Origin of the sequence: Actinoplanes sp. NPDC048791, from assembly GCF_040650095.1 — a bacterium.
In the GTDB taxonomy this organism is placed as follows: Bacteria; Actinomycetota; Actinomycetes; order Mycobacteriales; family Micromonosporaceae; genus Actinoplanes.
Genome location: NZ_JBEZGQ010001367.1, coordinates 1 through 1,850, shown reverse-complemented (window position 1 = coordinate 1,850; position 1,850 = coordinate 1). Strand labels below are relative to the sequence as shown.

Annotated in this window: 2 protein-coding genes; both read right to left on the bottom strand. The window is 75.0% G+C overall.

All coding sequences use genetic code 11. The annotated features are described in order from the left end of the window. Positions 1-1,283, bottom strand: a 1,283-nt coding sequence (locus AB0C29_RS46375; protein ID WP_360834487.1) for an ABC transporter ATP-binding protein, incomplete at its 3' end; no start/stop codon positions are given. After that, positions 1,280-1,850 (bottom strand): ABC transporter ATP-binding protein (locus AB0C29_RS46370; protein ID WP_360834485.1); only part of this gene is annotated, 571 nt, incomplete at its 5' end. The genes AB0C29_RS46370 and AB0C29_RS46375, both read right to left, overlap by 4 nt.

Genomic DNA, 1,850 nt, shown 5'->3' with positions numbered 1-1,850 from the left:
CGCCGATCGGCGTCGGGGCGCAGGTAGCGGAGGTTGTCCAGCAGCGTGCCGCTGAACACGTACGCCTCCTGCGGGATCAGCACCCGGTGCCGGGCCAGGGTGCGCGCGTCCAGGTCGGCGATCGGGGAACCACCCAGCCGGGCCTCGCCCTGCCGGGGTCGCAGGGTGCCCGCCAGCAGTGCGACCAGGGTGGACTTGCCGATGCCGCTGGGACCGACGATGGCCAGGTGGTCGCCGTCGGTGATGGTCAGGTCGAGGCTGTGGACCACCGGCTCGGCGTGGCGGCTGTAGGAGAAGCTGACGCCGCAGAGGCTCACCTCAGCGTCGGTGGGTTGCCGCCCTGCGGTGACTGGTGCGGGTGGCGGCTGCTTGCCGGCTTGCAGGATGCGGTCGAGGGTCACGGTGAGCCGCACGCCTCCGCCACCCAGGCCGCCGATCAGGGTGTTCAGGGCCGGTTGCACGCCGTGCAGCAGGTAGGTCAGGGCGCCGAGCACGGCACCCGCGGTCAGGCCGCCGCGGATCAGCGACGGTGTCGCCAGCAGCACGATGACCACCGGGAGCCAGCCGGCCAGGGCGAGGCTGAGTCCGCGTACGGCGGTCATGCGCACGACCGATCGTTCGGCCGAGGCCTGGGCGTCGACCGGGACGGCGAGTTCCGTGGTCATCCGTCCCTCCGCCCCGCACGCGACCACGTCCCGCAGGCCCGCGAACGCGGATCCCGCCTCGTCGGCCAGCTGCTCGTCGGCGGCCACGTACGCGCGCTGCCGGGCCACCATCGCCGGCAGCGTCACGGCGAACAGCGTGAGGCCGGCCAGCATCGGCAACGCCACGGCCAGGGCGATCGACGGGGCCAGAGCGGCCAGGCCCAGCAGCGCTCCCGTCACCGCGAACAGGAAGCCGCGCACCGTCATGACCGCGCCGGCGAAGGTGTCGCGGACGATCTCCACCTGGTGGGTGAGCCGGGCGACGGCCGAGCGGTCGGCGGCTCCGCGCAGCGCACCGCTCACGACGTGGGCCACCAGCTCGTCGCGCAGTGGCTCGGCGAGACCGGCGAGGCAGCGGTAGGTGTTGCGGGTGCCGTACGCGCCGAGCATCACCGCCGCCGCGAGCAGACCCAGCCAGGCCAGGCCGGTGTGCGGGTGGCCGGCCAGGAAACCACGGTCGACGGCACGGGCGATGACCTGCCCGGACAGCACGGCCGGCACCGCCTCGACGGCCGACCACCAGGCGAGCCGGGCCAGCGGGGCGGGGTGGCGGCGCAGGAACCGCAGCAGATACCTCATCGGTCCGCTCCGGCGAACAGCTCCCGGTAGGCGCGGTCCTGCCACAGCATCCGGTGCTCCGCATAGCCGCGGAGCCGGCCCTGGTCGAGCCAGGCGACCCGGTCGGCCCGGGCGGCGGTGGCGGCCCGGTGGGTGACGACCACCCGGGTACGGCGATCAGCCGCATCCAGCAACGCCCGCCCGACCTCGTACTCGGTCACGGTGTCCAGGCTGGAGGTGGCATCGTCCAGCACCAGCAGCCGTTCCGCCCCCAGCGAGCGGGCGATGCCGAGCCGCTGCACCTCGCCACCGGACAGCGGCGTGTCGGCGAGCCGGGTGTCGTAGCCGTCGGGGAGGCGTTCGACGACCGTGTCCACGCGGGCTGCCTGGGCGGCGGCGCGTATCCGCTGCCCGGCGGGGGAGCCGGGGCCCAGGGCGAGCGCGGAGCCGACGGTCGCCCCGACGAGGACGGGCCGGGCGAAGGCGTGCCCGATCGCACGGCGCAGGGCGTCGTGGCCCACCCGGGGCAGCAGCACGCCGTCGAGGAGCACCTCGCCCTCGTCCGGGTCGAGGAGCCGCCCGCAGGCC